The sequence below is a fragment of the Acinetobacter sp. ABJ_C1_1 genome (assembly GCF_044684115.1).
GTDB lineage: Bacteria > Pseudomonadota > Gammaproteobacteria > Pseudomonadales > Moraxellaceae > Acinetobacter > Acinetobacter nosocomialis_A.
This window is the reverse complement of record NZ_JBITPU010000004.1, coordinates 215,191-221,913: the sequence shown is the minus strand read 5'-3', so window position 1 is coordinate 221,913 and position 6,723 is coordinate 215,191. Positions and strand designations below refer to the sequence as shown.

Genomic DNA, 6,723 nt, shown 5'->3' with positions numbered 1-6,723 from the left:
TAGTAATAGTGAGCATGATCTGAATAGTATATATTCAGATATAAAAAGCTATATCAGTGATAATAAAAATGAAGTTAAGTATCTGGTAGATACTCAACGTTCTTGGTTGAAAGATAGAAATTTAAAATGTAATTTTAATGGGAAAGAAGCAAGTAGTGAAAACTATAAATGTTTAAGTGATTTTAATAATTCTAAAATAAAAGATTTGAAAAAGTCATATTTGGACCTTGATAGTTTAGAGGGAAATCTAATAAAACCATTTAAATACACAAATGGTATTGTGAAAGAGTTAAAAACAGGTGGATGTTATTGTAGTGAAAGTACAATTAAAATTTTAAAAAACAAAATTTATATATATCAAGCTTGTGATCAAGGGTTAAAGGAGCCACGTATATATAATATTATTGGCAAGAAAAAAGACAGATTTTCTGTGGAATATCAAATTGATACGAATAATAATAAAGTTCCGGAATTTAATTTGGCATTCGTTACTAACGGTAAAAATGTTTGGAATATAGTTCCGAAAATCTTTAGAAAAGAAGATTTAATAAATTTAAATTTTGCAATTAATTATACAACTGATGTGAATATAAAAAACAAGAAAAATGATTGTCATGATGATGAAGATTAATTATGTGTTATTAAGATAAGGTCTCTAAGGTATTTAAAGACTTTTAAATATTTTATAAATTTTAATGGAGATTTTTATATATTGTATTCCCTATGGGTGAAATACTTTATTTAATTTATTGTTATGAGGAAATTGGTTTTTAATAAAAAGTATAAGATAAAATGTGTAATTCTAAAAATATATGAAAAAATAATTATAGATGAATTAAATAAAAATATTGTTATGATGTTTTTTTGTAAGTTTTCTTATAAAATAAAGCACCAGCTTAGGTGTAATTTATGAAATACAAATTATTTACATTTATTTTTCTATCATTTTTATGTAGTGTTACAAATGCAAATAATGATGAGAAATGTTTTGAAGACTCAAAAAGTTTAATCACGAACTTATATAAAAATTATCCTGTAGATGGAAATAAAATTATTGAGAGTGCTGGTAGAAAAACTATTTCTAGATTTTTTTCTAACCAATTAACGAATATGTTAGTAAAAGATTATGAGTGTAGTAGTTTAAATGGAGTGTACAATATAGATTTTAATATTTTAAGCAATGCACAAGATGATATAGGTAAATTTAGTATATTGCAAGCTACAGATAATATTGTTACTATTAAATTTGATACGCCCACACATGGTGAGTTTATTGATTTTTTGATAGAAAATAAAGGAAAATGTAAGCTTATTAAGAATATAAAATATGATAATAATACTAATTTGATTAAGATCTTGCAGCAATAATATGTATTTTTATTTATTGATATATTTAAAAGAACTTCTTAATAAATAAAAATTAACTTTAGGAAATATATGGTCGTTAAAAAAGCTGAGAACTAGTAAATGATTTTATAAGTTTCGGGTGGGTAGATCTAAATTAATGATAAGTGAATATTTTATTAATATGAAGTCAGGTTTAGAATGTGATTATATCTTTCGAAGTAATTTCAATTAAAAAGCTAAGACATAATAACCATTTGCATATGCAAGGATTGTTAGCAGATATAGAGGATATTTTAGGATGAAGAAAAAGAATTTATTTGTTCTGATACTTTTTTTTGCTGGAAGTGCAGGAAAAGAAGTTCATGCTTTAAGTAATAGCAATTTAGCTTTTAATCAACTTGATGGTATTCATTTAGGAGATAAGTTTGATGATATTTTTAAAAAAAATAAAAATAATATAATAGTGCAAAATTATAAAGATATTAGTAATGTGAAAGAATGTGAAAAATCAAAAAATATTATTATTAATGATAATCAAACTAATATAGATGTTGATAAAAGAGGAGTAGTAACAGCAATAAATACAACAAATCCTAATGCTATAGATGCTAATGGAATAAGCGTTGGGGAAAATGAAAAAAAATTATTTAAGCTGAAAAATGTTACCAAAACAAAAAAAATGGATGCGGAAGAAGGAGGTAGTTATTATGAATATAAAATTCTCTCGCAGCATTCTGATTCCTATTATATTTACACAGCTAATCACCAAGGTAAAATAGATTCTATAGGATTGTTTTCTAAAGATTATATAAGTTGCTATGAGGATTAATCTATATTTTTAAATAAGTTTTAATAAGTCTTTCGATTACTTTAGAACTAATAGTCTGATAGTTTTTTTAAATCAATTTAACTTGGGAATGTTATCTGAAAAATAGAATTCCCTTTTTAGTTATTTAAGTCACGAAGTATAAATTGGGATTGGCAATCCTTTAAGATTTAAGGGAGATTGGTTTTTGTGGAAATATTTATTGTTAGTGATTGAATTCGAAAAGGATCAAAGTTTTTAATTTTAGTATTTATAGGATCTTGAGAAAGTTAAAAAGTCATTACCAACAAATGATCCAGCTGGTAGTGGTTTAGTTGGTCGTTTTGATCCATCCCTTTGCTTAACAACCCATTACCTCCAACTAAAGACATACGATGAGATTAAATATGAATTCAAGAAAAATATTTTTAACATTAGCTTTATTAATACCAGACCTTTCGCAGGCAAAAAATATTATTCTATATGATGATTCAAATAGTTTTATTTCTCAAGGATATAAAAGTATTAATGAACTTGGTCAATCTGTAAAAATAGATGAAGATTACGAAATTCTAATTAAAGAAAATTATTTTAATTCTAGTGATGAAAATTCTCATTCTTATAGTATTCTTTTGAGGAAAGGAAATAATATATATACTTTGGATAATAATAAAATATATGGTTTGAATCGATATATTATTTCACCATATTTTTCAGATAATAATTTTATTGGTTTTGTGGAATATACGGAAAAAGTATTAAGAGGTGATTTTTATATCATAAAGAAATTTTATATTTTTAATAAAAAAGCAAAAGAAATTGCTGTTGTTAAACTAATGGATACAAGTGTTTTGCCAAATAAAAAAGGACAATATGATTATAATTTTCTTGATCAAAATCATATAAAGAAAATTACTGTGGATGATTCTTTAAATATTTATGCTATAAATTCTATATATGTTCAAAACAATCCTACTGTTTGGGGAGTGATGTCAAAAGAATTTAAATCAGGCTATAAAGTTAATGATGGTTTTAAATTTAGATTAACAAAAGATAATAAAATTAAATGTGAGAATTTAAAAGGTTCAACTTTAGAATGCAATGAAGGTTTTATGCAAATTCATCAAATAAAATAGAGCTTTAATATTTTACTTAATTCTTAAATGTGTAATTATATTTAATTTAGAGCCAAATTAACCGGTAAAAATCACTTTTATAGGCCCTTTTAGTAATAAAAGTGCCTATACTATCTTTATTTAGTCGTTAGAAAGCTTATATAAACAATACTCATATCATAACTTTAAAACCAATTTAATAGCTTTAAATTTTTGATTTTAATATTTTTAATTTTGTTGTTATCACTATTAATTAAGTAGGGCTTTTTGGCGCCCATCAAAATAGGTAAGTCTTCATCAATATCATCACTGTATGTTGCAAACCAAGGTTGTTTGATATCAAGCTTATTCAATCTTCTTACTTTTTCTTCAGACCTGCAATGTATCCCACTTATCCATCCTCCCAGCTTGTTTTGTAGAGGAGTACCAATAATTCGTACATCTAGATTGATAGACTCGAGTAAAACATTCGCTAACTTTTCTGGTGCAGCCGTGGCAATAAACACAATTCTTCCATTGGCTAAATGATCTTTAACTTCGGCTATACCTTGCTCAAACCAATATAATGGACCGGAAGTAGTTTCATTGATATTCTTTGAGAAATTTTTAAAGCTGTATTCTAATTCTTCTTCATTCAAGCTATACGTTGCAATCCATAAATACAATGAAGCACCTTTAGATTTATATTTCTTAAATTTCATAAGAGGTAAAGCGATGGGCGTAACAATAAGTGCAGCGATAAATCTAAAAATATTAGATTTCAATTTATCTGTTAACCATGCCTTTGTAGAGTCACCGGATAGTAATGTCCCATCCAAGTCAAAAACAACAATTTCTTTCATATATTTCTCTATATTTGGTAATAGTGATAAGCATTAATTTCAAAATAGTATTTTTAAGGGTTGATTTATAAAATAATAAAATATTTTATTGTATTGTAATTTGGTTATAATAGTTTGACTTGATTATTTATAAATTAATTAAATGAAAAAAATTTTTTTATTATTGCTTATTCTTTCTGCTAACACATTTGCAAATACAGATAAGTGGAATGGTACTTATCATTATTATAGTTCAGAAGAACTACCAGGTGGAAATGTTGCGACGATAGAATCTGTCTTAACACTAACACCAAAAAAGTGTGAGTATTCTATTGCTGGCTTTCAGGTTGATAAATCTTATATATGCAAAGTGAAAGAGAAAAATAACGAGCTATATTTCTTTAAAGTTCAAAGTGGTGAAAAGTTAGGAAAGGTTGTCTTTAAGAAAGGAAAATACTATCTTTATTCTGATGAAGTTTTAGATATCAAAGATAATCTATTGTATAAAGATTAGTAATATCTAAAGATTATCTTAATAATCTTAAAATAAATAGGATATTAAAAAGTATCCTATTTATTTAATTTAAAAATTAGTAATCAGTTTCCCAAACTAAGGCAAGTTCTGTTCCTAATATGTTTTCTAGTTCTTTTATTATTTCTGGTCGAATTTGAGTATCCAAAGCTAACTCATCATAATCATCTTCATCTGAGTCATCTGCACTTTCATCCTCATAAATAAGCCAATATTTATTTGAGCCACTTGGTGATCCAGCCGTTAATGCAAAAGGACTTTCTATAAATTTACTATCGAGAGTAATTTTGGCATTATCCCAACCACATGGATAGTGTTATGCTTCTGGTAGAATTGTTTCAAAAAAAGATATAGCTTGGTTTTTTTGAACTTGTGTTGGTTGGTATTCTTTGTCTACGACATAGATATAAACTTTATGCTCATGCATTTTTATTCCCCAATAGATTAAATTATAAAAAATTGCATATCAAAAATGATTATTTAATGAAAAAATTAAGATATTAAATAATATAGTTGTATATTATATGAAAATTTTAATATTTATCAATTAATAAAAGTATTGGTTCTTAGATAATTGTTTTTTATTTAAACTATAAATTTTTTAGTGTATATATTATACTAAGATTGAATTTATCCTTTTAAAATTAAAAAGCCCAACAAAAGTTGGGCTCTATTTACGTCTCTACAATTCCTTCCAAATCTTCAAGCGTATAGTTCGGCATATCAATAATATGGGTTTGAATACCGTCTTGCACATAATCATTCACATGAGGATATAACCAGCGAGTGATCTGTTCGGCAACACTCGAGTGATACTGAATTTCAAAGTGATTTAAACCATAAAAAACGGCTTTATGTGAGTCTGGAACTTTGAGCTGAAAACGTGGATTTGGATGTTCACCCAGTGCACTTTTCACACTCACCAAATAGTCGCCAATCACGGTAAGTGCTTTATTACGCACTTTTTCAAACTCGAGTGTTCCTGCCACTAAAAAGGTATTGATATGGGAAGGTAGAGGAGCCGGAGCACGGTTGTCATCCATCATGCCGATACGGGCATCCATATATTCCCAGTCGTCGTCACGAACGCTACCGTGGCGTAGGTCTAAAATGCCATTACTACGAATATTAACCAGTTGACCCAGTAACCCAACAAATGGGAAGGCCCCGAGCTTATCTTGTATAGCAAAGCCGAAGCGCTCAAGTACTGCACCATGGTGGGGAGAACCAATACAGACAAGGTTCTCGACCATATGAATCCATTGGTACATATTTTGTTTGCCGTAAAACAGCGCGCTACGGGAAACCAGTCCACCCATACTGTGACCAATGATATCAATACTGGTAATTCTTGGATTACGTTGTACCAAATCTTCTAATAAGTTAGAGAAACTGCGGCCATTGGCTGAAATGCGGCGACCTGTGTTGTAGTTTAAATACAGCATAGTGTTGTGGTCACGCTGTGCTAACAGACGCTCACCAATGCCGCCATAGTGTGCATTTGACCAAGTCAGATGGTTCATACACAAACCATGAACTAAAATTACGATACGGCCTGCAAGTTCGCCTTGCTGGATTGCACCGTAGTGGTCGTATAGCACCATTGGCAAGGCAAGGGGACTATGTTGTTTAAGTAAATAGTCTCCGAAAATACCATTTAAAATGCCCACCAAAAAATGAAGACTTGGTGTTAATGGCTTTTCATGAAGGGTCGGGAATTTTTCAATAATACGACGTAAACCGGGCGCTAAAAAATAACGTCCATACTTTTGTAAGGCACCATAAGAAAACTGATATACCTTTTGCACAGAAGGGCGTTTTTGAAAATTATTAGCATTTTGGGCACTAATACCAAAAGCATTTTTTAACACTTCAATATTAATGACTTGTATTAATTCATGTACACCATTTAAGCTGGTGCTGAACAGTTGAGCTAAACCTTCTAGTACGTCGGCCTGACTCGGTGGCGTACGATCCCATTTACAATAAGTTTCATGTAACGGTGTTAAGCTCGGCATATCTTTTCCCCATTTACGTTATAACCGACGTTTTAAGCTGTACTTTTTATGAACGGCAGCTAACGTTTCCATCTTAGTAGTTTAA

At 28.8% G+C, this 6,723-nt stretch carries 7 protein-coding genes; 5 read left to right on the top strand and 2 right to left on the bottom strand.

Translation table 11 applies throughout. The annotated features are described in order from the left end of the window. From ACG59Z_RS08205 to ACG59Z_RS08190, 4 genes are all read left to right on the top strand, one after another. Nucleotides 1-631: lysozyme inhibitor LprI family protein (locus tag ACG59Z_RS08205; protein WP_400198804.1), on the top strand; the 631-nt coding region annotated here is incomplete at its 5' end. Nucleotides 632-909: 278 nt separating this feature from the next. Continuing rightward, nucleotides 910-1,368, top strand: coding sequence for a hypothetical protein (locus ACG59Z_RS08200; RefSeq protein ID WP_400198803.1), 459 nt, complete (start codon nucleotides 910-912; stop codon nucleotides 1,366-1,368). Nucleotides 1,369-1,645: 277 nt separating this feature from the next. Beyond that, nucleotides 1,646-2,176 carry a hypothetical protein gene (locus ACG59Z_RS08195; RefSeq protein ID WP_400198802.1) on the top strand — a complete coding sequence of 177 codons (531 nt, stop codon included), beginning with the start codon at nucleotides 1,646-1,648 and terminating at the stop codon, nucleotides 2,174-2,176. A gap of 383 nt (nucleotides 2,177-2,559) precedes the next feature. Next, a complete protein-coding gene (locus ACG59Z_RS08190; protein ID WP_400198801.1) occupies nucleotides 2,560-3,288 on the top strand; it encodes an RND transporter in 729 nt (242 codons plus the stop codon). A 164-nt stretch (nucleotides 3,289-3,452) separates the two neighbouring features. Here the strand turns inward: ACG59Z_RS08190 and ACG59Z_RS08185 are convergent, their stop codons facing one another. After that, nucleotides 3,453-4,109, bottom strand: coding sequence for a haloacid dehalogenase-like hydrolase (locus ACG59Z_RS08185; protein WP_400198800.1), 657 nt, complete (start codon nucleotides 4,107-4,109; stop codon nucleotides 3,453-3,455). 142 nt (nucleotides 4,110-4,251) lie between these two features. Here ACG59Z_RS08185 and ACG59Z_RS08180 point away from each other — a divergent pair, with 142 nt between their 5' ends. Further along, nucleotides 4,252-4,602 (top strand): DUF5991 domain-containing protein, encoded by a 351-nt coding sequence (locus tag ACG59Z_RS08180; RefSeq protein WP_400198799.1) that lies wholly within the window; start codon nucleotides 4,252-4,254, stop codon nucleotides 4,600-4,602. A gap of 692 nt (nucleotides 4,603-5,294) precedes the next feature. Here ACG59Z_RS08180 and ACG59Z_RS08175 read toward each other — a convergent pair. Further along, the gene (locus ACG59Z_RS08175) at nucleotides 5,295-6,638 is read right to left on the bottom strand and encodes an alpha/beta fold hydrolase (RefSeq protein WP_002054038.1); all 1,344 of its coding nucleotides are present in this window, start codon (nucleotides 6,636-6,638) and stop codon (nucleotides 5,295-5,297) included. Nucleotides 6,639-6,723 lie beyond the last annotated feature (85 nt).

Excerpts from the sequence above, each read along its gene's own strand:
- ACG59Z_RS08200 (WP_400198803.1), top strand. The coding sequence starts at position 910 with ATGAAATACAAATTATTTACATTTATTTTTCTATCATTTTTATGTAGT.
- ACG59Z_RS08195 (WP_400198802.1), top strand. The coding sequence starts at position 1,646 with ATGAAGAAAAAGAATTTATTTGTTCTGATACTTTTTTTTGCTGGAAGT.
- ACG59Z_RS08190 (WP_400198801.1), top strand. The coding sequence starts at position 2,560 with ATGAATTCAAGAAAAATATTTTTAACATTAGCTTTATTAATACCAGAC.
- ACG59Z_RS08185 (WP_400198800.1), bottom strand. The coding sequence starts at position 4,109 with ATGAAAGAAATTGTTGTTTTTGACTTGGATGGGACATTACTATCCGGT.
- ACG59Z_RS08180 (WP_400198799.1), top strand. The coding sequence starts at position 4,252 with ATGAAAAAAATTTTTTTATTATTGCTTATTCTTTCTGCTAACACATTT.
- ACG59Z_RS08175 (WP_002054038.1), bottom strand. The coding sequence starts at position 6,638 with ATGCCGAGCTTAACACCGTTACATGAAACTTATTGTAAATGGGATCGT.